This is a genomic window from Streptomyces sp. NPDC041124 (assembly GCF_055592385.1).
In genome coordinates this window covers 198544-223089 of sequence record NZ_JBVIYR010000007.1, presented here as the reverse complement: position 1 = coordinate 223089, position 24546 = coordinate 198544, and the positions used below count along the sequence as shown (strand labels likewise).

Below are 24546 nucleotides of genomic sequence, written 5' to 3'. Positions count from 1 at the left end.
CCACCCGTTGGCGGCCTTTCGCCACCGCATCTCACCTCACCTCACCCTTCCCCGCATCAGGGACGTCTCATGACCGACTCCGTGTCGGCGGTGTCTGACCCGCCGAATCCTTCGACCGTCCGCGTATCGGACCGGTTCGTCGCCTACATCCATCACGTGTGCGATTCCACGCAGGCCCGTGCCGCACTGCGACGCGGTCTCGGACTGCCGGTGGAGCGGTGCAACCACATGCACCGCTACCTGGTGCCCTGGCTGCGCGACCATGACGACCAGCATCACGCCGACATCCGGCGGGCGTACTACGCGGTGGCCTCGCTGATCGCCGCACGCCCCCGCTCGGCGCGTGACATCGCACCCGAGGGGAGCGCATCCGTCTCCTGGTACGAACGCCCCAACCTGGGCGCCTCGCTCGGGCAGGCCGTCGCCAAGGGCGTCCTCAAGGAGAACTCCGCCGAAAGCGCCCTCCACCTGATGGCCCGGCAGAGCAGCGACGCCGTCCACCCGAGCCTGCCCGCCCTCGTCCGCCAGCTCCTGGGCGGCGGCATCACGGTCGACTGGGCGGTTCTCCTGGAGGACCTCGCCCGGTGGAACCACAGCCGTGACCGCATCGCCACCCGCTGGCTCGAGAGCTACTTCCGCACCGTGGTCGGCGCACCCGGCCCCGCCTCACCCGATGACTCCGCCGATCTTGCCGAGGAGAACGACCGATGACCCTCTACCTGGACCTGAGCGCCCTGCAGTCGGTGCCCGCCGCCAACCTCAACCGCGACGACCTCGGCTCCCCCAAACACGTGCGCTACGGCAATGCCTCCCGCATCCGGGTTTCCAGCCAGTCCTGGAAGCGGGTCATCCGGCTCGGCGTCGAGCAGGACCTCGGGGAAAAGGCCGCCCGCACCCGGCTGGTACCGGCCAAGGTACGGCGTGCTCTTGAGGGGACCGGCTGGCCCACCGAGCTGGCCGCGTTCGCCGGAGAGCAGGTCGCCGCGAGCGCGGGGAAGAAGGGCATCGGCGTCGAGTCGGCCGGTCACACATCGGTGCTGCTGTTCCTGCCGGAGGTGGCCATCGACGAACTGGCCACCGTGTGTGCCGAGTACCGCCAGGATCTGGAGGCGGCCCAGGGCAAGAAGAAGCCGGGCCAGGTACTGCCGCCCGAGCGGATCGAGAAGATCCTCAAGAGCCGCACCGCCTCCATCAGCCTCCTGGGCCGCATGCTCGCCGAACTTCCCGACGCCAATGTGGACGGGGCGGCCCAGGTCGCCCACGCGTTCACCACACACGCCGCGGAGCCGCAGCGCGACTATTTCACCGCCGTCGACGACTGGCTGGGCGAGGCCGAGACCGGCAGCGGCCACCTGGACACCGCCGAGTTCAGCGCCGGTGTCTTCTACCGGTACGCGACCGTCAACGTGGCCGACCTGCTGAAGAACCTGGAAGGCGACGCCAAAGCCACCCGGACCGTGCTCGGCTCCTTCGCCGAGCACTTCCTGCTCTCCCTCCCGCAGGCCAAGAAAAACAGCACCGCCCCGCACACCGTCCCCGACCTGGCCTACCTTGCCGTGCGGGAACACCGGCCCCTCTCCCTGGCCGCGGCTTTCGAGACCCCCGTCACCGGCGACCGGCACGGCGGCTTCTCCCAGCCCTCCCGCCAGGCCCTCGACACCTACGCCCGCAACCTCAACCGCCTCACCGGCAACCGCAACCGGCGCTTCCACGGCCACACCGTCATCGACCCCGAGGAGAAGTACAGCGGGCTCGGCACGGCTCACGACGCTTTCGAGCAGTTGATCGACGCCGCCGTCGAAGCCGCGGTGCCGGACGTGGAGGGCCGGCAGTGAGCGGGCTGCTGCTGCGCCTGGCCGGTCCTCTGCAGTCCTATGGCGAACGGTCCGCGTTCACCGCGGTGAGGGACACGGCATCCTTCCCGACCCGCTCCGCACTGATCGGGATGTTCGCCGCGGCGGAGGGCATCGGCCGCGACGCGGGAGGCCTGGACCGCTACCGGGACCTGCGGTTCACCGTACGCGTGGACCGGCCGGGCATCCGGCTGGTCGACTACCACACAGTCGGCGGCGGGTTCCCCAAGAACCGGACTGCCGCCACCAGCGGCGGCAGCAACAAGGGCGCCGCCGTCATCACCCGCCGCCACTACCTGTCCGACGCGGTGTTCGTCGTCGCCGTCATGACAGCCGACGACACGACCGTCGAGCGCCTGGCGGACGCCCTGAGCCGCCCGCACTGGGCTCCCTACCTGGGCCGCCGCTCCTGCGTCCCCGACGAGCCGTTCCTCCTGCGCCGCCACGTCGACGATCCGGAGGAGGAACTCCGCAGCCGGGTGCCGCTCAGCCGCACCGCACCACGAGCGGAGGACGGCGACAGCCGGACAACCGGGACGATCACCGTGGACTTCCTCTCGGAGCAGCCACCGTCCACGGGTGATCCCGCAGAACCCGTACCGGTCGACGTCATCGAAGTGAACGACGTTCCGACGACCTTCGCCCAACACGGCCGCAGCCACACCGGCCGCCGCCTCCACCGCAGCCGGGTCCCGGTGCCCCGCTCCCTCGCAGGCCCACAGGACACCCTGACGCAGCGCCTCATCGACTACGCCGCTCACCACGAGGAAAGCGCATGAACGACCACCCGGTGATCGCCCGCATCCGCCTCAACCCGCACAGCCGTGACGTGCAGCGGGACCTGCGCGATGCCACCCAGCTGCACCGAACCGTGATGCGGATGGTCCCCGACGGCCTCGGCGACGCGCCCCGCCAACGGGCCGGACTGCTGTACCGCCTGGACGAGACGGACACCTCCAGCACCCTTCTCGTCCAGGCCACCGTGCTCGACCCGGCACGCCTGCCCACCGGATACGGGCAGGCCGAGGTCAAGAGCCTCGCCCCGATGTTCACTGCTCTGCGCAAGGGACTCGGTGTCCGCTTCCGCATCGTCCTCAACCCCGTCAAACGAGAGCGGCTCACCCTGGAGGAGAAGGGGAAGCGCGGTCGGATCGTGCCACTCTCCGGCGCCGACGCCGACCAGTGGTGGCTGCGCCGGGCCACCGAAGCCGGCCTCGACCTCCACGTCCTGACCCCCACCACCCTGGAACCGGTACGTCCCCGAGGCCGGGACGCCCCCCGCATGCGGCACAGCCTGCTCCGCTACGACGGCACCGCCACCGTCACCGACCCCGACGCGGTTCGTGCCGCCGTCGTCCACGGCATCGGACGCGGCAAACCGTACGGTGCCGGACTGCTCAGTCTCGCACCCGCGAGAACCACGTGAGTGCGCCACGACGGGGCGGCGACGCACGCAGACGCCTCGCCGTCCCCACCCTGGCCATGCTCCCCCGCGTCGCGGACTCCCTGTCCTTCCTCTACCTGGACATGGTCCGCGTGGTGCAGGACGACACCGGAGTGTGCGCGCAGATCCAGACCGACGAACACCACACCGACCTCGTCTACGTCCCCACAGCAGCCCTGTCCTGCCTCCTCCTCGGCCCGGGGGTATCCATCACCACCCCCGCCCTGACGACACTCGCCCGCCATGGCACCAGCGTCGTCTGCGTCGGAGCGGGCGGCATCCGCGCCTACGCGGGCATCCTCCCCGACTCCCTCACCACCCACTGGCTCGAACAGCAGGTCGCGACATGGGCCGACCCGGCACAGCGCCTCGACATCGCCGTCCGCATGTACCGGATGCGCTTCAAAGACGCCGACGTACCGGAACCCGTCACCCTGGACCAACTCCGGGGCATGGAAGGCCAGCGCATGAAGGCCTTCTACAAGATCCTTGCGCAGCAGCACGGCATCGGACGCTTCCGGCGCAACTACCGCCCGGACCAGTGGGACACCCAGGACCCCGTCAACCTCGCCCTGTCAGCAGCCAACACCTGCCTGTACGGCGTCGTCCACGCGGCCCTGCTCGCCCTCGGGCTCTCCCCGGCACTGGGCTACGTCCATGCCGGCACCCAGCACGCCTTCGTTTACGACATCGCCGACCTCTACAAAGCCGACATCACACTCCCCCTCGCCTTCGCCCTCCACAACTCCGACAACCCCGAGCAGGAAGCCCGCCGCCGCTTCCGCGAAGACCTCCGGCTGCTGCGCCTCCTGCCCCGCATCGTGGACGACCTCCAGTCCCTGCTGACCCCACCCCGCACCCCCACAGCCGATGACGACATGGAAGACGAACGCTCCGAACGGCGCGATGTGCGGATGGTCCACCTCTGGGACCCGAAGGCCGGAGTCCTCCCGGCAGGCGTCAACTACGCCAAAGGAGACGACTGATGCCCGCCATGGTCGTCATCGCCACGACCGCGGTCCCCGACCATCTGCGCGGCGCCCTCAGCCGGTGGACCAGCGAAGTGGTCCCCGGCATTTTCGTCGGCAGTGTCTCGGCCCGCGTCCGCGACGAACTCTGGCGCGCCGTTACCGAAGTCGTGGGCAACGGCGCTGCCGTTCTCATCCACCCCGCCGCTACGGAACAGGGTTACGCGATCCGCACCGCAGGAACCCGCCGTAGAGTCCCCATCGACTTCGACGGCCTTACCCTGATCCGCATGACCGCCGCCCCCAAAGCAAAGGAAACGCAAAGCCCCTCTTAAGTCGCAGGTCAAAAAGGGTCCTCCCCGCCGACGCGGGGGTGTTCCGCCATCGATGTCGCCCGCGAGGAAGGCCACCGCGTCCTCCCCGCCGACGCGGGGGTGTTCCGGCGCGGCTCGTGGGCCGCATCGTCGACCTGATGTCCTCCCCGCCGACGCGGGGGTGTTCCGGTGCGGGAGCTCGACACGGCCGCGCAGATCATGTCCTCCCCGCCGACGCGGGGGTGTTCCGCCGGCAGACACCTCGGTCGCCAGCAACGTCACGTCCTCCCCGCCGACGCGGGGGTGTTCCGCGCACGTGAACACCTGCGGCCTCTGCGGCACCGTCCTCCCCGCCGACGCGGGGGTGTTCCGGTGTCGAGGGTGGGTGACTGCTGGCCCCGCTCGTCCTCCCCGCCGACGCGGGGGTGTTCCGCGCGAGCCCATCGACGACGCCTGCAGGGCCGCGTCCTCCCCGCCGACGCGGGGGTGTTCCGAACGCGCGCTTCGCCAACACCTCGTTGCGGCAGTCCTCCCCGCCGACGCGGGGGTGTTCCGATCTCCCGCACCCGGATCCGCTGCTCCCACCCGTCCTCCCCGCCGACGCGGGGGTGTTCCGATGCCCGCGACGATGACGGCAAAGTGTGCCGAGTCCTCCCCGCCGACGCGGGGGTGTTCCGGACGCCCGCATTCTCACCCCCGCCGGGCGCCTGTCCTCCCCGCCGACGCGGGGGTGTTCCGCTGTCGTCGTCGCACCGGGACGTGATGACCGGGTCCTCCCCGCCGACGCGGGGGTGTTCCGAGCGGGTCACCGTCCAGCAGTCCGCCATCGAGGTCCTCCCCGCCGACGCGGGGGTGTTCCGCTCGCCGACAACCGGGACGACGTCGACCAGGCGTCCTCCCCGCCGACGCGGGGGTGTTCCGCGCCCGAACCGCATCAGCGGCGGGATGGCATAGTCCTCCCCGCCGACGCGGGGGTGTTCCGCCGAAGAAGGGGAGGGGCCGCAAGCGGACCAAGTCCTCCCCGCCGACGCGGGGGTGTTCCGTCATCGGTGAGGACGCCTGGCGGGCGCTGGCGGTCCTCCCCGCCGACGCGGGGGTGTTCCGAACGCCAAGGAGGACATCAACGCGCTCGACGAGTCCTCCCCGCCGACGCGGGGGTGTTCCGCCCTCCCCCGCTGCCGTTGGCCGTCCTCCTGTAGTCCTCCCCGCCGACGCGGGGGTGTTCCGTCCGCGCGCGCCGCCGTACGGACCGCCCGCACGTCCTCCCCGCCGACGCGGGGGTGTTCCGCGCCAGCCCTGGGCCATCAGATCGCGTCCTCCGTCCTCCCCGCCGACGCGGGGGTGTTCCGTCGTGCCGGCCCACGGGCAGGAGCAGGTCCTGGTCCTCCCCGCCGACGCGGGGGTGTTCCGGAAGAGGACATGGCGGCGCCGACCTTCACGCCGTCCTCCCCGCCGACGCGGGGGTGTTCCGCGGTTCCCGTACGACAATGGGCCGGACGCCGCGTCCTCCCCGCCGACGCGGGGGTGTTCCGTCCATCAGCATCACCCGCGCCATGTGGGAGAAGCCCTCCCCGCCGACGCGGGGGTGCTCCGTGGCACCAGGCGCAGGAGCACCGGGCTCAGGCGTCCTCCCCGCCGACGCGGGGGTGTTCCGCTGACAACCGTGCGGATCTGCGGCTGAACCCGGTCCTCCCCGCCGACGCGGGGGTGTTCCGATCGAGCGGTACACCCGAGTCCGCCGTGCCGTAGTCCTCCTCGCCGACGCGGGGTGTTCCTGCGTTGTGGCCGGATCCGGCCTGCACCGTTGATCGTGCTCCTGCTGCCACGGAGGATGGTCGCGGGCTCTCCTGTCCATGTGAGGGCCGGGAGAGCTAGGTACCGGTTCTTGAGGCCGGGGGATCGGGGGCAGGGCGTGCCGGTGGGCGTTGACATGGTCGTGAGTGGTGTCGGATGAGGAACCGGATGCAGGTGCTGCTCCAGGTCATGCTGGTGCTGGTCGCCTGCTTACTCGGCATCACCACCAACTACGCCACCAGCACGGACGATGCACCGTGGGTGCTCGAAGTCATCCAGCGGTTCTCGGTCCCGGCGATCGGGCTGCTGGTGGTGGCCATGGTGGTCGGGCAGGTCGTGGTGTACCGGCTGGAGAATCCCGCGCCGCCGCAGGCCGACTGGCCACGTGACCGGGTGCCGTATCCGGGACTGGACGCGTACGACGAGGACGAGGCGGCCGTCTACTTCGGCCGGGAGGCGCAGGCCGCCGAGTTGACGCGCAGGCTGCACGCCACCGCGACGCGTCCCGCCGACCGGTTCCTTCTGCTGGCCGGGGCGTCCGGCAGTGGGAAGTCCTCGCTCGTGCGGGCCGGGGTGCTGCCCCGGCTGCGAGAGCGCCGCTGGACTGTCGTCCCGCCCTTCTCACCCGGCCCGAATCCTCTGGGGGCCCTGGCCGTGTCCCTCGCGGCCGCCGCCGGAGAGCGGGAAACGGCCGGTGCCGTGCTGCGGCGACTGCGCCAAGGGCCGGAGGGCCTGCGGGCCGAGCTGGCCCGGCTGCGCGGCGGGCGGTTCCGGCGGACGCTTCTCGTCATCGACCAGTTCGAGGAACTCGTCACCCTTGGGGGCGAGCGAGAACGGGCCCACTTCCTCGATTCTCTGCGCGCCTGCCTGGAGCACGATCCCTCGGTCCGGGTACTGGCCACGCTCCGCGTCGATCTTCTGGGAAGACTTCTCGGCACCGGGCACGCCGAACTCTTCCAGCACCCCATCGCCATCGGGACTCTGGGCCGGGCGCAGCTCGCCGAGGTGGTGGAGGCGCCCGGTGCTCTGGTGGGCCTCTCCTTCGCACCCGGCGTGGTCGACACCATCGTGAGCGAGACGGGCGCCGACGACGCTCTCCCGCTGCTCGCCTACCTTCTCCAGGAGCTGTACTTCGCGTCCGGCCCCGGCGGGACGGTCACCGAGGACCTGTACCAGCGACTCGGTGGTGTACCGGGCGCGTTGGCGCGCCAGGCCGACAACACCGTGGCCGGTCTCGGTACGGGCGACACCATCGACTTCGTCCTCCGCGTGCTGCTGAAGTTCGTCACCGTGGAGGGGCAGGAGGTCGCCCGCCGCCACGTGCCGTTGTCGGACCTCACCGACCGGGAGCGACAGGTGGTGGACGCGTTCATCGACGCCCGGCTGCTGCGGTCCGACGTACGTGAGGGCGCGGCCACCGGTCAGGAGCCGTACGCGCAGGTGACGCACGAGGCCTTGTTCCGGCAGTGGGCGCCGCTGCGGCAGGAGGTCGAGGCGCGGGCCGAGCGGCTGCGGGAGCGCGCCGAGCTGGAGCGGTGGGCCGAGGACTGGGAACGGTCCGGACGCAGCCCGGACTACCTCCTCACCGGCGAGCGGCTCACCGTGGCCCAGCGCTGGCTCGAAGCCCTGGACGAGGCCGGGCAGACGTCGGCGCCCGCCCGAGGGCTCGTCGAGGCTTCACAGCGCCGGGATCTCGCCTTTCTGAGCCGCGTCTCCGACGGTATCGGCCTGCAAGTGCTCGGCAGCGCGGAGACCGAGCCCGAGCGCGCCCTGCTGCTGTCACTGGCCGCGCTCGGTGAGTGCACGCCGACGCCTTCGGCGAGGCGGGGCCTGATGACGGCGCTGGCCGCCAGTCATCCGCGCACCCGGCTCGACGGGCACACCGACACGGTTCGCGACATCGCGTGGTCGCCCGACGGGCGGCTGCTGGCAACGGCGTCCCGGGACGGTACGGCCCGGATCTACGACGCCGGGTCGGGGCGGCCCGTGCTCGTCCTGCCCTCCGATGGCGCGATGGTCGAGTCCGTCACCTGGTCACCCGACTCAGCCCAGGTCGCCACTGCCGGCCGGGACCGCGTCGTACGGGTCTGGGACGCCGTCTCCGGCGAGCCCGTACGGCTGCTGACCGGGGCCGGGGACATCGGCAGGCAGGTGGCCTGGTCGCCCGACGGGGCGTACATCGCCGCCACGTTCAAGGACCGGGTGGTACGTGTCTGGGAGGCGCGGACGGGCAGGTTCGTGCACGAACTGCGCGGGCACGACGACGACGTCTGGGGTGTTGCCTGGTCGCCGGACAGCAACCGTCTCGCCTCCGCGTCACACGATCAGACGGTGATCGTGTGGGACCGTGCCACGGGGACGGCCACCGTGACCCTGGCCGGGCACACGGATTTCGTCGAAGGCGTCGCCTGGTCCCCGGACGGGACCCGCATCGCGACCGGCTCCGGTGACCACACCGCCCGCGTCTGGGACGCGGAAACGGGTGAGCTCCGACTGCTGCTGCGCGGGCACACCGACTACGTGTGGAACCTGGCCTGGTCACCGGACGGCCGGATGCTCGCCTCCGCGTCCTCCGACCGGACCGTACGCATCGTCGACGCCGACGACGCGAAGGTGGTGGCGGTGCTGCGTGGACACACCGACACCGTATGGGGAGTGACCTGGTCCCCTACCGGCACACAACTCGCCACCGGCTCGACCGACGGCACCGGAATGGTGTGGGACCTGCGTCCCCGTGGCGCGGAGGCCACCCTCGTCGACGGGCACGACGGCCCGGTGAACCAGGCCGCGTGGTCCGGCGACGACAGCCGCGTTGCCACGGCCTCGGACGACGGCAGCGTGCGCATGTGGGATGCGACGACAGGCGCTCCCGCCGGGCCTGTGATGACGGTGGAGGACCGTGTGTGGAGTGTGGCCTGCTCGCCGCACGGCGACCGGCTCGCTCTCGGCACCAACGACGGGTTGCTCCGGGTCGCGGACGGGACGGGGCGCACCCTTTTCGAACGGCGCGGCGAGGTCGTCGAAGGATGTGCCTGGTCCCCGGACGGTCGACGGATCGCGACCGGTGGGCACGACGGCGCCGTACGCGTCCTGTCGTCGCAGGACGGGACCGAGCTGATGAAACTCACCGAACACCAGGACTGGGTGGGCCGCGTGGCCTGGTCGCCGAGCGGGCGGTTGCTCGCCAGCTGTTCCGACGACCGGACCTGCCGACTGTGGGACACCCGCGACAGCCGACAGCTCACCGTCCTGCGCGGACACGAGAACTATGTGGAGGACGCGGCCTGGTCCCCGGACGAGGAACGGATCGCCACGGCCTCGGGCGACTGGACGGCCGCCGTGTGGGACGCGGCCACGGGACGCCGTATCGACACCCTGGAGGGGCACGAGGGGCGGGTCCGTGCCGTCGCCTGGTCGCCCGACGGCAGGTACGTCGCCACCGGGTCCGACGACCGCACCGTACGGGTGTGGTCCGCGGCCACCTTCGAGGAGGTCGGTGTCGTCGGAGTCCACCAGGGCAAGGTGACCTCGGTGGCGTGGTCGCGTGACGGTACACGGCTGCTGACCGGGTCCGCCGACGGGACGGCCCGGGTGTGGCCGGCGGAGCCCGACTACGACCGGCTGGAGGCGGTCGCGCGAGGGCGTGTCTTCCGCACGCTCACGGAGGAGGAACGGCGGCACCACATGCTGCCGCTCGACGGTGTGTGATCAATGGACTTGCTCGACCGTGCGGTCGTCGGTGTGGACTAGGTAGTCGTCCGGGTTCAGGTCCATCGCCTTGCGCTCGGGTGACGACCAGTACAGTGCGTTGCGTTCCTGGAAGGTCTCGGGACCGTCGTAGGAGATAAGCCACACGAACTGGTTGCGCTCCCGGTCCACCCATGCCCCGCCGAGGGTGAAGCCCAGCTTCAGCCGCAGCGGCACGATCTCGCGCCTCCAGCGCTCGACCCACTCGTCGAGCAGGCCGTCACGGACGGTGTACGTACGCAGCTGCGTGGTTCCGGGCATGGTGAACATCCTCCTGGCGTTCGGCCGTTGTGGCACAGCCTAGGCAGGTCGGTGTCCGTCGGGGCGGTCTGTCCGGGAGAACTTCCTCTCCGTGGGTCCGCGGGTCCGCGGGTCCGCGGGGCGTGCGCGCAGCCCGCCCGCGATCGTTCTCGCGTGATCGACGTCGTGCGGCTCGGGTCACGGTGCTCCCCGGCAGGCGCGGCCCCGGCCGGGTCGGCTCGTAGTGCGGGGGCACCAGGGCGGGGGAGTGGCTGGTGCGGGGGCACCAGGGCGGGACGGCTGCGGGGGACGATGCCCGCCGGGGCGCCGGCGGGGAGTGTGGGAGGCGCGCGGGATCCCGCGCATTCCTCATCTCCCGTGGTGTCTGGAGCGATCAGTGAGTGATCAGTGGGTGGTTGTTTTCCCTTGTCGGACCGGGCGGTGGGGCCGTCGGCGGCGTCCGTTCGTGGGCGGTCCGTGGCTCTCCTTACCCGGTACCGTCTCGCGGACGGCGTTCGGTCCGGTGGGTGAGCGCCGGTGAGCGTGACGTCCGTACCCGAAGCCGTGGGCCCGCCGGTCCGTATCGGATGGCCGGCGATCGGTGCCCTCGGCGTCCTGGCGCTCGCCCTCGGCACCCTGCAGTCGGTGGTGGAGCCCGCGCTGCCGCTGCTGCAACGTGAGTTGGGGGTCAGTGCCGCCGAAGGGGCCCTGATCGGCAACGCGCTCCTCGTCACCGGCGCGGTCGTCACGCCCGTCGCGGGCAAGCTCGGCGACCGCTACGGCGGGAAGCGGGTGCTGGTCCGGCTGATGGCCGTGGTCTCGGCGGGCGGTCTGACGGCCGCTCTGGCGCCGAGCCTGCCGGTGCTGTTGTTCGGCCAGGTGGTGCAGGGCGTCATGGTGGGCGCGCTGCCCCTCTCCTTCATCCTGGTGCGCAAGCACCTCGCGGCAGGGGAGTCGCAGACGGTGATCGGGCTGGTCATCGCGCTGTTCACGGGCGGCAGCATGGTGGGCATGCTGTTCGCCGGGCCGATCGCGGAAGGGCTGTCCTGGCAGTGGATGTTCGGACTGCCGACGATCGCGGTCGTGGTGGCGACGGCGGCCGTGGCCCGGCTGGTGCCGCATGATCCGCCGGTCGAGTCGGACCACCGGATCGACTGGCCCGGCACGGTCCTGCTGAGCGGCACGCTGCTCGTGTTCATGCTCGGGCTCGTGACGGTGACGAGGGACGACGGCATGCCGCCGCTCGCGGCCGGTGCCGTCGCGGTGGCCGTGGCCGGTCTCGCGACCGGGTGGGTCATGGTCGAGCGCCGGGTGGTCTCGCCGATGGTCGATCTGCGCATGCTGGCGAAGTCCGCGGTCTGGAGGGCCTGTGCGCTCACGTTCGTCATCAGCGTCAGTTCCGGGATGGTGCTCCTGCTCCTCCCGCAGATGCTCGCGGCGCCGGCCGACGGGTACGGCTTCGGAGCCAGTACCACCGACATCGGACTGCTCCTGCTGCCCGGCGCCGTCGCCGGGGTGCTGAGCGATTCGGTCGGCGGGATCGCGGCGCGGCGTTTCGGCCCGCGTGCCGTGGTCGTCGTGGCCGCCGTCGTCACGGCGGCCACCATGACCGCCCTGGCGTCGCTGCACACCGCGCACTGGCAACTCGTCCTCGCCAAGGTGCTGACCGCGTTCGCCGCGGGAGCGGGCACGACGGCGCTGCTCGCCGGTACGGCCACCGCCATCGGGACCGAGGACATCGGCATCACCACCAGCCTGCTCGTGGTCACCCGCGTGATCGGTGTCGCGCTGGGCGCCCAGGTCGCCGGCGCGATCCTCGACGCCGGGATCGGGCCTGTGGCGGGCCTGCCTGCCGAATCGGCCTTCGTCACGGGGTTCGTCGTCTCCGGACTCGTCGCCGCGCTGTCACTGCTGTTCGTCCGTACGGCGAAAGCCCGCACGGCGAAAGTCCGTACGACGGAAGAAGGAGTCCGGGTATGACATCCAGCGGTCTGCAGCGCACGGTCCTGGTCTCCGGGGCCAGCATCGCCGGACCCGCGCTGGCGTACTGGCTGCACCGGGCCGGATGCGCGGTCACCGTGGTGGAGAAGGCGGACGCACTGCGCGGCGGTGGTTACCCGATCGACATCCGCGGTACCGCGCTGGAGGTGGTCCGGCGGATGGGGATTCTGCCGCGCCTGCGGGACGCGCACGTCGACTCGCGTCGCGTCACCTTCCTCGACGCCGACGGGGGTGAAGTGGCCTCGCTCTCCCCGGGTGCCGTTGCGGGCGGGGCTGATGAACAGGACCTCGAGGTGCGACGCGGGGACCTGGCCGAGATCCTCCACACGACGGTCCGCGACGACGTGGAGTTCCTGTTCGGCGACTCCATCGACACCCTCGACCAGTCCGGGCAGGGGGTCGACGTCGCCTTCCGCAGCGGGCGGCGGCGCACCTTCGACCTGGTGATCGGCGCCGACGGCATGCACTCGGCCACCCGCAGGGCCCTGTTCGGCCCCGAGGAACGGTTCCACCACTACCTCGGGTACTGCTTCGCCGTCTTCACCATGCCGAACACCCTCGGGCTCTCCCGGGAGATCGTGCTGTGGAACACCCCGGGGAAGGCCGGGGCCCTCTACGCCGTCGGGGACGACAGCGAACTGCACGCGTTCCTGAACGTCCACCGGCCCGAACCGCCGTCCGACGTCCTCCGCAACCCCGACGCCCAACGGGACCTGCTCGCCACGGCCTTCGCGGGCGCGGGGTGGAAGATCCCCCGGATGGTCAGTGCCCTGCGCGACGCGGACGACCTGTTCTTCGACACGGTCGGCCAGATCCGCATGCCCCACTGGTCCAGCGGCCGCGTCGCACTCGTCGGCGACGCCGCCTACGCACCCTCGTTCCTGACCGGGCAGGGGTCGAGCCTCGCGCTGGCCGGTGCCCACGTGCTCGCCGGCGCCCTGGCCGCGAACCGGGACCACACGGCGGCCTTCGCCGCCTACGAACGCGGCGTCCGCGAGTTCGTCGAACTGAACCAGGCACTGGTCGACAACGGTGCGGCCACCCTCTTCCCCACCACGGCGCGGGCCCTGGAACAACGCGACACGAGGCTGCGGAGCCTGGTCACCATGCCCTCCGCGGCGACAGCACGACCGGCCCACTCGGCCCTCACGCTGCCCCCGTTTCCCCCGGTTCCCCCGATTCCGTGACCCGGTGCGGGTAGCGCGGTGGGACGGCGCGGCCCGCGGGAGCCTCCCGCGGGCCGCGCCGTCCCGAGTGTCGTTCCGCGGCCCGTCGTCACATCGCCGCCCGGCGCCCGTGGGCTCGCGCCGGGCGGCGACGGGTGTGCACGGCCGGTCACTTGAGGGCCCGGCGGGACTCCGATACCGGCCCTATGACCGACGATCCGCGCCGCCTTCGGGGGTGGCCCGGGCCAGGCCCGTCCGGTAGGCGATGACGACGAGTTGCGCCCGGTCGCGGGCCTCCAGCTTCGTCATGGCGCGCTGTACGTGGGCGCGGACGGTGAAGGGGCTGAGGAACATCCGCTCGGCGATCTCCTGGTTGGACAGGCCGGTCGCGACCGCGGCCACCATCTCGCGTTCGCGCGGGGTGAGCGCGGCGAGCTGTTCGGAGCGGTACGACGGGGCCGGCTCCGGCGTGGCCAGGAAGCGGGCCACCAGGGAGCGGGTGGCGGTGGGGGACAGCAGGGTGTCGCCGTCGGCGATCGTCCGTACGGCGTCCAGCAGTTCCTCGGCGCCGATGCCCTTGCCGATGAAGCCGCCGGCTCCCGCGCGCAGCGCCTGGGCGACGTACTCGTCGGTCTCGTACGTGGTGAGGATCAGGATGCGGCTGGCCCGCAGTTCCGGGTCGGCGCAGATCTGCGCCGTGGCGGTGAGGCCGTCCACCTCGGGCATGCGGATGTCCATGACCACCACGTCCGGGCGCAGTTGCCGGGCGAGTCTCACCGCCTCCCTGCCGTCGGCGGCCTCGCCGACCACGGTGATGTCGTCGGCGCTGTCGAGGAGCATCCTGAAGGCGCCGCGCAGCAGGGCCTGGTCGTCGGCGAGGAGGACCCGGTACGTCATGGTGTGCCCCCGGCCTCGCTGTCGCCCGTTCGCCCGTCCGCCACTCCGCCACTCCGTCCGTCCGCCACTCCGCCACTCCGCCACTCCGTCCGTCCGCCACTCCGCCACTCCGCCACTCCGTCCGTCCGTCACTCCGTCACTCTGTCCGTCCTCACTCCGTCCGTTCATCGCTCCGTCCGTCGCGCCGTGAGCCGTCCGCCCCCTCGGTGGCCGCCGCGTGGCCGGTTCCCCGTGTCGTGTCCTTGGCGGACGGGAGGGGCAGCCGGACGGAGACGAGGAAGCCGCCCTCCGGGCGTGGGCCGGCGGAGAGGAGGCCCCCGACCGCGGTGGCGCGTTCACGCATGCCGATCAGTCCGTAACCGGGCGGCCGGTCCTGCGCCTTGAGCACCCGGGGCCATGGGGACGCGGCCGGCGCCGTACGGGTGCCCTGCCCGTCATCGGTGACGGTGAGGGTCACATGGTCGCGGGCCCAGACGAGGCGCACCCGGGCCTCACCGGTGCCGGCGTGTTTGGTCACGTTGGTCAGGGCCTCCTGGACGATGCGGTAGGCGGTGAGGTCCACCCCCGGCGCCAGGGGTCTGGCCGTGCCCTCCTGGTGCACCGACACCTCCAGGCCCGCGCGGCGCAAGGACGCGAGGAGCGTGGGGAGCCGGGAGAGCGCGGGTGCCGGTTCGGCGGGCGTGGCCGCGTCCCCGGTCTGACGCAGCAGACCGACCGTGGCCCGCAGGTCGTCGAGCGCGTCCGAGGTGGTCTCGACGAGCTCCTTGAGGCTCTTGCGGGTCTGTTCCGGGCGGGTGTCGAAGAGGTGGGCGGCGACCGTGGCCTGTGCGTTGGCCAGGGTGATCTGGTGGGCCACGAGGTCGTGCAGTTCCCGGGCGATGCGCACCCGCTCCTCGGAGACCCGCCGGCGTGCCTCGCTGTCCATGCTCTCCTCGGCCCGCCGGGCCCGTTCCTCCACGGCCGCCAGGTAGGCCCGTCGGTTCCGCACCGAGTAACCGAGTACGCCGGCCACCGGCGGGGACAGCGCCATCACCCCCATCCTGCTCGCGTCCTTCCAGGAGAAGTCCCCGGACAGGGAGGTGGAGGCGGCCAGTGCCACGGACGCGAACAGCACCGCGCCCGCCGCGCGGCTTTCGGTGCGCGCGGCGAGCGAGTAGGAGTAGGCGCTGATCAGGGCGGGGGCCACGACGAGCGGGGTGAGCAGGAGGTTCAGGAGCGGTGCCAGCACGCCGATCGCGGTGGTGGCCGCCAGGGTGGCCAGGGGTGCCCGGTGCCGCGCCGGCAGCACGGCACAGGACGTCACGGCGATGGCGTAGGCGGCGGCGGGCGGCGCCGACAGGGTGTCGTCGACCCGCACGGCCCCGCCGAACAGGCAGAGCGTGAACGCCGTCGCCGTGATCACCGCCTCCCGCAGCCACGCGCGGCGTGGTCGCGCGTGGTCGCCCCCGGGTTTCACGGCTTGCTCAGTCACGGGCCACGGGGAGCCGCCGCACGGCCGGGTCCGGCACGGTCGTGTCCGGCACGGTCGCGGAGGCCGGGACGGCCTTGCTCAGTGCCTCGCCCTCGATGTCCACGTTCGGCAGCACGCGGTCCAGGGTACGGGGCAGCCACCAGGCCCGGTGGCCGAGCAGTGCCAGGACCGCGGGCACGATCGCCATCCGGACCGCGAAGGCGTCGAAGGCGACGGCGGCGGCCAGGCCGACGCCCATCGTCTGGATGGTCGGGCTGGTCATCCCGACGAATCCGGCGAACACGCTGATCATGATGATCGCCGCCGCGGCCACCACCCGTCCGCTGTGCCGGAAACCGCTGACGATCGCCTCGCCGGGGGACGCGCCGTGGACGTAGGACTCCCGCATCCGGGTCAGGAGGAAGACCTCGTAGTCCATGGCGAGGCCGAACACGATGCCGATGACGAGAAGGGGCATCAGCGACATGACCGGTCCGGTCTGCTCGATACCGAGCAGGTCCGCCGCCCAGCCCCACTGGAAGACGGCGACGAGGACGCCGAAGGCGGCACCCACCGACAGCAGGAAGCCCAGTGCCGCCTTGACCGGGACCAGGACCGAGCGGAAGACCACCGTCAGCAGGAGCACCGCCAGGCCGATGACCACGATCAGATAGGGGATGAGGGCGTCGGACATGGCCTCGGAGATGTCGATGTTCATCGCGGTCGAGCCGGTCACCAGGACGCCGGCGCCCGTCTCGGCCTCGATGTCCGGGGCCGTGCCCCGGAGCGCGTGCACCAGGTCCCTGGTCTCGCCGCTGTTCGGCGCGGTCTCCGGTACGGCGGTGAGGACGGCTGTGTCCCCGCTCTCGCTGAGGAGCGGCTCACCGACCGACGCCACCCCGTCCACGCTCTCCACGGTCCTGACGACCGAGTCCGCGGCGGCCCGGGCGTCCGCGGACTCCGACAGGTCCACCACCACGGTCAGCGGGCCGTTGAATCCGGGGCCGAAGCCTTCCGACAGCAGGTCGTAGGCGCGGCGCTGGGTGGTCTCCACCGACTTGGACTCGTCCCCGGGCAGGCCGAGTTCGAGGCTCAGTACCGGTACGGCCACTGCTCCGAGCCCGAGTCCGGCGACCAGCAGCACGGCCACCGGCCGGCGCAGGACGAACCGGGCCCAGCGGGTGCCGAGTCCGGCCCGGCCGGCCGCGGCGGGCGCCCCATGGGTGTGCGCCCCGCGGGTGCGCGCGCTTCCCGGCCGGCCGGCCCTGCGGACGGCGCGGGGAAGGACCCGCCGGCCGAAGAACCCGAACAGCGCGGGGACCAGCGTGAGGGCGACGAGTACGGCGAGGGCCACGGCGCCCGCGCCGCCCATGCCCATCCTGGTGAGCTCGGGGATCCCGACGACGCCCAGGCCGACCAGAGCGATGAAGACGGTCGCGCCGGCGAAGACGACGGCGGACCCGGCCGTGCCCACCGCCCGTCCGGCGGCCTCCTCCGGCTCGCTGCCCCCGGCGCGTTCGTCACGGTAGCGGGAGGTGATGAAGAGGGCGTAGTCGATGCCGACCGCCAGTCCCAGCATCAGCGCCAGGATGGCGACGGTCGAGGTCAGGCCCAGCGGAACGGCCAGTGCGGAGACCAGGCCGAAGGCGATGCCGACCCCGAGGAAGGCGGTCAGCAGCGACAGTCCGGCCGCGACCAGCGATCCCAGGGCCAGGACCAGCACCACCGCGGCCACCGCGATGCCGATGATCTCCGTCGTACCGCCCGGTGCCTCTTCCGCGTCCAGGGCCGAGCCGCCGGTCTCGACGGTCAGCCCCAGGTTCCGGCCCCGGTCCGCGGCGTCCTCGAGGGCGCTCCGTGTCGCATCGGTCAGGTCGACGACGCCCACGGTGTAGGTGACCGTGGAGTAGGCGATGGTGCCGTCCTCGCTGACGGCACCGGTCTCGTAGGGGTCGGTGGCCGACGCGACCTGGCGGCCCCGGTCCAGCGAGCCGAGCGTCTCCTCGACGGCCGCCCTGTTCTCCTTCGCCGTCACCCGCTGCCCGTCCGGGGCCCGGAACACCAGGCGGGCCTCGGCACCCTGGGAGTTGCCCTGCGGGAACCGCTCGTCCAGCAGGTCGAACGCCTTCTGCGACTCGGTGCCGGGCATGGAGAGTTCCTCCTCCTCCCCGGCCGGCGCCATGGCGGCGGCGGCGATGGCCAGCACCAGGATCCCCAGCCACAGACCGCCCACGAGTCGGCGCCGCCGGAAGGCCCACCGTCCGGCCCGGTACAGAAAAGTCGCCACTTGCCGATCACTCCAGACACCACTGCACAGGAGGAATGCGCGGGATCCCGCGCGCCTTCCACACTTCCCGCCGGCGTCCCGGCGGGCATCGTCCTTGGCAGCCGTCCTGGCCTGGTGCTCCCGGACCAGCCGCCCGCCCGTCCTGGTGCCTCCGCACTACGGGCCGGCCCGGCCGGGGAGTGGCGACCTGAGCTGTACGGACCCGGCCCTCCCGGGCTTCCCACCCGCGTCCGCGTACCACGAACGCGGTACGCGGCGCCGGTCCCGTACGCCGCTGGGAGGGCGCCCGGCTCGGTCTGCGGTCGACAGCCCGGTGACAGGTGGACCCCGTACGGTTGACGCATGGATCTTCGACTGCCCGGAGCGCGGTGGCTGCGGTCACGGCGGCCGCGACGGACGGCCGCCGCCGCGGCCGCCGTCGTCGTGCTCGCCGGTGCCGGCACCTGGACCGCCGTCGCCTCGGACGACGCACCCCCGGTCCGCCGCGCCGACCGGGTCATGGACATGGAGGGCGGGGTGCGCATCGACACCTCGTACTTCACCGCCGGACCCGAAGGACGCCGCCCGGCCGTCCTGCTCGGACACGGTTTCGGCGGCAGCAAGGAGGACGTGCGGCAGCAGGCCGAGGAACTCGCCCGCGACGGGTACGCGGTCCTCACCTGGTCCGCCCGCAGCTTCGGCAGGTCCACCGGGAAGATCGGGCTGAACGACCCCGAGGGCGAGGTCGCCGACGTCTCCCGGCTGATCGACTGGCTCGCCGGCCGGCCCGAGGTGCGGCTCGACAAGGACGGCGACCCGCGCGTCGGAATGGCCGGCGCTTCCTACGGCGGCGCCATCGCCCTGCTCACCGCCGGGCACGACGGCCGGGTCGACGCCATCGCCCCCGCCATCACCTACTTCGACCTCGCCGACGCACTGTTCCCCGGCGGGGTGTTCAAGAGGCTGTGGGCGGGCATCTTCGTCAACTCCGGCGGCGGCTGCGAGAAGTTCGAGCCGGCGCTGTGCGAGATGTATGAGCGGGTCGCCGAGTCCGGCGTCCCGGACGCCGAGGCACGCGCGCTCCTCGAGGCGCGCTCCCCGTCCGCCGTCGCCGACCGCATCGACGTGCCCACCCTCCTCCTGCAGGGCCAGTCGGACTCCCTCTTCCCGCTCGGCCAGGCCGACGCCGCCGCACAGGCGATCCGCGCCAACGGCGCCCCCGTGGGCGTCGACTGGATCGCCGGCGGACACGACGGCGGCGACCCGGAGACCGCACGGGTGCGACAGCGCGTGAACGCCTGGTTCGACCGCTACCTGAAGGACGACCAGGGCGCCGACACCGGCCCCGCCTTCCGCGTCACCCGCACCGGGGGCGTCGACTCCACCGACGGACAGGCCGTGCTGAACGGCGCGAGCGCCGACCGCTACCCGGGCCTCGGCAGCGGCGGCCGCTCCCTCCCGCTCACCGGACGCGACGAGCAGAGCTTCGCCAACCCGGCCGGCGGAGGCCCGCCCGCCGTCTCCGCCCTGCCCGGCCTCGGCGGCTCCGGCGGACTCGCCCAGCTGTCCTCGCTCGGCATCGGCATCTCCCTCGACTTCCCCGGCCAGCACGCCCGCTTCGAGTCCGCCCCGGTCGGCGGCGACCTGCGGATCACCGGCTCACCGACCGTCACCGTGCGCGTGCGGTCCACCAGCGACGACGCCGTCCTCTTCGCGAAGGTGTACGACGTCGGCCCGGACGGACGGCAGCAGGTGCTGCCCTCGCAGCTCGTCGCCCCCGTCCGCGTCGAGGACGCCAGGGCCGGCAAGGACGTGACGCTCACCCTGCCCGCCGTCGACCACGAGGTCGAGGACGGCCACCGGCTGCGCCTGGTCCTCGCCTCCACCGACCTCGGCTACGCCACCCCGGCCGCCCCGGCGACGTACACCGTCTCCCTGAAGAGCGACCTCACCGTGCCCACCGCGCCCGGCGTGACCACCGCCGCCGCGCCGCTGCCCGCGTGGGTGGTGTGGCTGCCGGCCGCCGGCGCGCTGATCGCCCTCGGCCTGCTGCTGACCGGCCGCCGCCGCACCACCGCCCCGGCGCCCGACCCCGCACTCGCCGACGTGCCCCTGCAGATCACCGGCCTGAGCAAGCGGTACGCCCGCTCCTTCGACCGGTACGCCGTGCGGGAGCTGTCGTTCCGCGTCGAGAAGGGCCAGGTCCTCGGACTGCTCGGCCCGAACGGCGCCGGCAAGACGACCACCCTGCGCATGCTCATGGGCCTCATCGGGCCCGACGACGGTGAGATCCGCGTCTTCGGCCACGCCATCCGCCCCGGCGCCCCGGTCCTCTCCCGGGTCGGCGCCTTCGTCGAGGGCGCCGGCTTCCTGCCGCACCTGTCCGGCCGGGAGAACCTGGAGCTGTACTGGCGGGCCACCGGCCGCCCGCCGCAGGACGCCCGCCTGGACGAGGCCCTGGAGATCGCCGGCCTCGGGGACGCGCTCGCCCGCGCGGTACGCACCTACTCCCAGGGCATGCGCCAGCGCCTCGCCATCGCCCAGGCCATGCTGGGCCTGCCCGACCTGCTCATCCTCGACGAACCGACCAACGGCCTCGACCCGCCACAGATCCGCGAGATGCGCGAGGTGATGATCCGGTACGCGGCCGCCGGACGCACGGTGATCGTCTCCAGCCACCTGCTGTCGGAGGTCGAGCAGTCCTGCACCCACCTCGTGGTCATGGACCGCGGACGGCTCGTGCAGGCGGGCCCGGTGCAGGAGATCGTCGGCTCCGGCGACACCCTGCTGGTCGGCACCGTCACACCTGTGGAGGAGCCGGTCGCCGAGAAGATCGCCGCGCTGCCCGGCGTCGCCTCGGCCGTCCGCACCGACGAAGGACTGCTGGTCCGGCTCGGCGCCGACGGCACCGCCCCGCGCCTGATCGCCGAACTGGTCCGGATGGACGTGCCCGTGGCGTCGGTCGGCCCGCACCGCCGCCTCGAGGACGCCTTCCTCACCCTGATCGGAGGTTCCGCATGAGCACGCTCACCGAGCGGAACGAACCCGCCGGGCCGGCAGGGACGGCCGCCCGCCCCGCCGAGGCCGCCGACGGCTACCGCGCGGGCCGCACCCTGCCCCTGCGGGTGGAGCTGGCCCGCCAGCTCAAGCGCCGCCGCACCTACGTCATGGGCGCGGTCCTCGCCCTCCTGCCGTTCGTGCTGGTGGTCGCCTTCGCCATCGGCGGCGAACCGGACCGGCCCGGCGGCCGGGTGAACCTGATGGACACGGCCACCGCGTCCGGCGCCAACTTCGCCGCCGTGAACCTGTTCGTGTCGGCGGGCTTCCTGCTGGTCATCCCCGTCGCCCTGTTCTGCGGGGACACCGTCGCCTCGGAGGCCGGCTGGTCCTCCCTGCGCTACCTGCTCGCCGCGCCCGTGCCCCGGATGCGGCTGCTGTGGTCCAAGCTGATCGTCGGACTGGGGCTGAGCCTCGCCGCGATGGTGCTGCTGCCGGTCGTCGCGCTCGCCGTCGGCAGCGTCGCCTACGGCTGGGGCCCACTGCGGATCCCCACCGGCGGGGCGCTCGACCCGGGCACCGCGGCACAGCGGCTCGTGATCGTCGTGGCGTACCTGTTCGTGTCGCAACTGGTCACCGCCGCCCTGGCGTTCTGGCTGTCCACCCGCACCGACGCCCCGCTGGGCGCCGTCGGCGGAGCCGTGGGCCTGACCATCGTCGGCAATGTGCTGGACGCCGTCACCGCGCTCGGCGACTGGCGTCACTTCCTGCCCGCGCACTGGCAGTTCGCCTGGGCCGACGCCGTCCGGCCCAGCCCGGAGTGGTCCGGCATGATCCAGGGCGCGGCGGTGTCCGTGACGTACGCGCTCGTGCTGTTCGCGCTGGCCTTCCGCGGCTTCGTGCGCAAGGACGTCGTGTCGTGACGAGGCGGGACGTGGTGTCCTGACCCCGGCCCGCGCGCCCGTCGCGCGGGCCAACCGGGTGAACCTGCGCAACCGATTCCGTGCGAGCCGGTTGATGAAGGAGTAGGCCATGCGGCAGCGGAGGGCCAGAACGCGTGGCCGCTCCCGATTCTCCAAGCAGGAAGACAACCACATTGCGACAGACCCTGAGCAGGGGAGTGTTCGCGGCGGCCGCCACCGCCACGGGCATTCTGTCCCTGTACGGAACCCCCGCCCTCGCCGACTCGTTCGCGGGGGGCGGTGCCGAGGATTCTCCCGGTGTGCTGTCCGGGAACAACGTGCAGGCACCGGTCCACGTGCCCGTCAACGCGTGCGGCAACACCGTCACGGGGATCGGCGCGTTCAACGAGGCGTCCGACAACACGTGCGTCAACACGTCCGAGGGCGGCAAGCACGGTGACGGCGCGCACGCCGTGGGCGGCACCAAGGGCTCGCCCGGCGTGGCCTCCGGCAACAACGTGCAGGCACCGGTCCACGCCCCGGTCAACGTGTGCGGCAACACCGTGACCGGCGTCGGCGCGGGCAACAGCGCGTACGACAACACCTGTGCCAACACCTCCGGCGGCGACCACTCCAAGAAGTCCGCGGACCGTTCGACGGACCCCGCCCACCAGGAGTCCTCGTACGACGGATCCGGCACCTCGCACCACGAGGCCGGCACCTCGCACCACGAGTCCGGTGGCGCGCACGCCGTGGGCGCCGCCAAGGGCTCGCCCGGCGTGCTCTCCGGCAACGTGATCCAGGCGCCCGTCGACCTGTCGCTGAACGCCTGCGGCAACAGCGTCAACCTCGTGGGCCTGTTCAACGACGCGAGCGACAACACCTGCGTCAACGAGACGGGTCACGAGAAGGAGAAGGAAAAGGAGAAGGACAAGGAGACGCCCGAGCCTCCCGCCAAGGTGAAGACGCCTCCGACGCGGGACGAGGAGCCGCCGGCCGAGGAGGTCCACGGCAACCCGCCGCACCTGGCGGAGACCGGCAGCGACGGCATGCTGGCCGCCTCGGCCGCCGGCGCCGCGCTGCTCACGGGCGGGGCGATGCTCTACCGCCGCAGCCGCGTCGGCGCCCGCCGCTAGCCGCGCACCGGGTTCCGGACCCGCCCCGGCCGGTACCCGCACCCTCCCTGCGAAGCGTCCCCCGAACCTCCCGGTCCGGGGGACGCTTCGTCGTGCCCTGCCGTCAGCCGCGCACCGGCGACGGCGCGGCGCTGCGGCTGCCGCTGCCCGGGACGGGGACCGTGCCGCGCACCGGCGTCGAACCGAGCCGCCGGCGCACCCCCTGGACCAGCGTCGACGCCGTGTACGTCGCACCGTGCACGAAACGCATCGCCGGACCGAACCCGGACGCGGTCACGAGACCGGCCAGGAACAGACCCGGGTGCGAGGACTCGAAGCCGTGGCCGACCGCCGGCGAGCCGTCGGGCAGCGCCGCCATCGAGCCGCGCAGTTCGGTGGAGAGCAGTCCGAGCCGGTCACGGTACGCCTTGAACCCGGTGGCGGCGATGACGTGCTCGGTCTCCAGGCTGCGCCGGGCACCCCGGTGGTCGGTCAGGTCCAGCCGCAGCCCGCCCGGCACCGCGGCGGCCGCCGTCACCTCGTGGCCGGGCAGCAGGTCCACCGCCCGCTCCACCCGGTCCCGCACCCACCAGGCGCCCGCGGGACCCAGCGCCGTGGCCGCGATCCGGGCACGGGTCGCCTCCGGCAGCCGCCGGAACAGGCCCGGGCGCTCGGAGTAGAACCAGTTCCGCCAGCCCGGACCCAGCCCGCTGTGCGGCGAGCGGGCCGACTGCCACCGGGAACGCTCCAGCGGGGGCGGCACGTCGTTCCACCGCAGCCGCTCCGCCCGCGCCAGCACCCGTACCCGCGTGCCCTGTTCGGCGAGGAGCGCCGCCGTCTCCAGCGCCGCCTGGCCGCCGCCGATCACCGTGACGTCCTTGCCCTGGAAGTGGCCCAGGTCGCTGTGGTGGCTGCTGTGCGTCACCAGCGTGGGGTGCAGTCCGCGCAGGGCCGCCGGCACCTCGATGAACGGCATCACCCCCACCGCCAGCGCCACCGTCCGCGCCCCCAGCGTCTCCCCGTCCTCGGTGACGACCGTGAAGCCGTCGGCTCCGTACGCCACCCGCGCGATCATGCGCTCGTCCACCGCCGGCCCGGCGTTGCGGGCGAACCACAGGCCGTACGAGGCGAACGCCTCCACCGGGATCGGCTCCGCGTGACGCGCCGTCATGCCCTGCTCGGCGCAGTACGCCTCCAGCGTCCACCGCCCGGCCGGGTCGGACAGGTTGGACGCCCACGGCTCCGACTTCAGGAACATGCCGCCGGGCATGTGGTCCCGCCAGGACGCCATGGGCCGGCCGAACACGCGCAGGTTCAGTCCGGCGGCCTCCGCGTGGGACGCGATCGACAGACCGTAGGGACCCGCACCCACCACCAGAAGGTCGTACATCA

The 24546-nt window shown here is 72.6% G+C and carries 17 protein-coding genes and 1 CRISPR repeat array; of the genes, 12 read left to right on the top strand and 5 right to left on the bottom strand.

Annotated elements, in window-relative coordinates:
* Positions 1-156 precede the first annotated feature (156 nt).
* From casB to ACZ6A9_RS20565, 7 genes are all read left to right on the top strand, one after another.
* Positions 157-711: a type I-E CRISPR-associated protein Cse2/CasB gene (gene casB / locus ACZ6A9_RS20595; RefSeq protein ID WP_468987472.1), complete on the top strand. Its 555-nt coding sequence runs from the start codon at positions 157-159 to the stop codon at positions 709-711.
* Positions 708-1835, top strand: coding sequence for a type I-E CRISPR-associated protein Cas7/Cse4/CasC (gene cas7e / locus ACZ6A9_RS20590; protein WP_468987471.1), 1128 nt, complete (start codon positions 708-710; stop codon positions 1833-1835). The genes casB and cas7e overlap by 4 nt, the downstream gene beginning before the upstream one ends.
* Positions 1832-2632, top strand: coding sequence for a type I-E CRISPR-associated protein Cas5/CasD (cas5e, locus tag ACZ6A9_RS20585; RefSeq protein ID WP_468987470.1), 801 nt, complete (start codon positions 1832-1834; stop codon positions 2630-2632). Before cas7e ends, cas5e begins: the two co-directional genes overlap by 4 nt.
* Positions 2629-3279 carry a type I-E CRISPR-associated protein Cas6/Cse3/CasE gene (cas6e, locus tag ACZ6A9_RS20580; RefSeq protein ID WP_468987469.1) on the top strand — a complete coding sequence of 217 codons (651 nt, stop codon included), beginning with the start codon at positions 2629-2631 and terminating at the stop codon, positions 3277-3279. The genes cas5e and cas6e overlap by 4 nt, the downstream gene beginning before the upstream one ends.
* Positions 3280-3335: 56 nt before the next feature.
* Positions 3336-4283, top strand: a complete 948-nt coding sequence (gene cas1e, locus ACZ6A9_RS20575; RefSeq protein WP_468987807.1) for a type I-E CRISPR-associated endonuclease Cas1e — start codon at positions 3336-3338, stop codon at positions 4281-4283.
* Positions 4283-4600, top strand: a complete 318-nt coding sequence (gene cas2e / locus ACZ6A9_RS20570) for a type I-E CRISPR-associated endoribonuclease Cas2e (RefSeq protein WP_468987467.1) — start codon at positions 4283-4285, stop codon at positions 4598-4600. The genes cas1e and cas2e overlap by 1 nt, the downstream gene beginning before the upstream one ends.
* Before the next feature lie 17 nt (positions 4601-4617).
* Positions 4618-6294: direct repeats of the CRISPR family, unit length 29 nt; unit sequence GTCCTCCCCGCCGACGCGGGGGTGTTCCG.
* A 247-nt stretch (positions 6295-6541) separates the two neighbouring features.
* A complete protein-coding gene (locus tag ACZ6A9_RS20565; protein ID WP_468987466.1) occupies positions 6542-10081 on the top strand; it encodes an nSTAND1 domain-containing NTPase in 3540 nt (1179 codons plus the stop codon).
* On the opposite strand, the gene ACZ6A9_RS20560 is transcribed toward ACZ6A9_RS20565, so the two are convergent.
* Positions 10082-10381, bottom strand: coding sequence for an NIPSNAP family protein (locus ACZ6A9_RS20560; protein ID WP_468987465.1), 300 nt, complete (start codon positions 10379-10381; stop codon positions 10082-10084).
* A gap of 516 nt (positions 10382-10897) precedes the next feature.
* Between ACZ6A9_RS20560 and ACZ6A9_RS20555 the strand changes: the two genes are divergently transcribed.
* Together ACZ6A9_RS20555 and ACZ6A9_RS20550 are read left to right on the top strand one after the other, a co-directional pair.
* Positions 10898-12340 carry an MFS transporter gene (locus ACZ6A9_RS20555; RefSeq protein WP_468987464.1) on the top strand — a complete coding sequence of 481 codons (1443 nt, stop codon included), beginning with the start codon at positions 10898-10900 and terminating at the stop codon, positions 12338-12340.
* On the top strand, positions 12337-13548 hold the full coding sequence (locus ACZ6A9_RS20550; RefSeq protein WP_468987463.1) for an FAD-dependent monooxygenase: 1212 nt from the start codon (positions 12337-12339) through the stop codon (positions 13546-13548). Before ACZ6A9_RS20555 ends, ACZ6A9_RS20550 begins: the two co-directional genes overlap by 4 nt.
* Before the next feature lie 183 nt (positions 13549-13731).
* Here ACZ6A9_RS20550 and ACZ6A9_RS20545 read toward each other — a convergent pair whose 3' ends face one another.
* From ACZ6A9_RS20545 to ACZ6A9_RS20535, 3 genes are all read right to left on the bottom strand, one after another.
* Positions 13732-14424: a response regulator transcription factor gene (locus ACZ6A9_RS20545; protein ID WP_468987462.1), complete on the bottom strand. Its 693-nt coding sequence runs from the start codon at positions 14422-14424 to the stop codon at positions 13732-13734.
* A 151-nt stretch (positions 14425-14575) separates the two neighbouring features.
* A complete protein-coding gene (locus ACZ6A9_RS20540; RefSeq protein WP_468987461.1) occupies positions 14576-15895 on the bottom strand; it encodes a sensor histidine kinase in 1320 nt (439 codons plus the stop codon).
* Positions 15888-18161, bottom strand: a complete 2274-nt coding sequence (locus ACZ6A9_RS20535; protein ID WP_468987459.1) for an MMPL family transporter — start codon at positions 18159-18161, stop codon at positions 15888-15890. Before ACZ6A9_RS20535 ends, ACZ6A9_RS20540 begins: the two co-directional genes overlap by 8 nt.
* A gap of 342 nt (positions 18162-18503) precedes the next feature.
* On the opposite strand from ACZ6A9_RS20535, the gene ACZ6A9_RS20530 reads away from it, so the two are divergent.
* The 3 genes from ACZ6A9_RS20530 (at position 18504) to ACZ6A9_RS20520 (ending at position 23175) form a co-directional block, all read left to right on the top strand.
* A complete protein-coding gene (locus ACZ6A9_RS20530) occupies positions 18504-21161 on the top strand; it encodes an alpha/beta fold hydrolase (RefSeq protein ID WP_468987458.1) in 2658 nt (885 codons plus the stop codon).
* Positions 21158-22060, top strand: a complete 903-nt coding sequence (locus ACZ6A9_RS20525; protein ID WP_468987457.1) for an ABC transporter permease — start codon at positions 21158-21160, stop codon at positions 22058-22060. The genes ACZ6A9_RS20530 and ACZ6A9_RS20525 overlap by 4 nt, the downstream gene beginning before the upstream one ends.
* A 173-nt stretch (positions 22061-22233) precedes the next feature.
* Positions 22234-23175, top strand: coding sequence for a chaplin (locus tag ACZ6A9_RS20520; protein ID WP_468987455.1), 942 nt, complete (start codon positions 22234-22236; stop codon positions 23173-23175).
* A 103-nt stretch (positions 23176-23278) separates the two neighbouring features.
* On the opposite strand, the gene ACZ6A9_RS20515 is transcribed toward ACZ6A9_RS20520, so the two are convergent.
* On the bottom strand, positions 23279-24544 hold the full coding sequence (locus ACZ6A9_RS20515; RefSeq protein WP_468987805.1) for an NAD(P)-binding domain-containing protein: 1266 nt from the start codon (positions 24542-24544) through the stop codon (positions 23279-23281).
* Positions 24545-24546 lie beyond the last annotated feature (2 nt).